The following is a 242-nucleotide window of genomic DNA, read 5'->3' on the forward strand; positions in this document are numbered from 1 at the left end:
AAACATCATAACTAATCAACCATAGTGGCTTTGCCATTCCGATACTCCCTATCAATTTGCTTTCTCGTTAGCCGGGCAACACGATTCACTTGCATACGGTGTTCAACACAAAAACGATGCCACTGGCGATAAAAAACCTGTTGTCCTTGTTTATTCAACCGACAGGAATTCTTGTCATTAACAAAATGTTCATTGTTTAAGACACGATTGAGAAATAGATTTGCAACCCAAAGCTCTACCTC

At 39.7% G+C, this 242-nt stretch carries 1 protein-coding gene; it reads right to left on the reverse strand.

The genetic code is table 11. The annotated features are described in order from the left end of the window. Nucleotides 1-11: 11 nt before the first annotated feature. On the reverse strand, nt 12-242 hold a 231-nt coding region (locus AB4486_RS24835; RefSeq protein ID WP_372119357.1), incomplete at its 5' end, for a hypothetical protein.

The organism is Vibrio sp. 10N.222.55.C6 (genome assembly GCF_041473395.1).
In the GTDB taxonomy this organism is placed as follows: Bacteria; Pseudomonadota; Gammaproteobacteria; order Enterobacterales; family Vibrionaceae; genus Vibrio; species Vibrio crassostreae_C.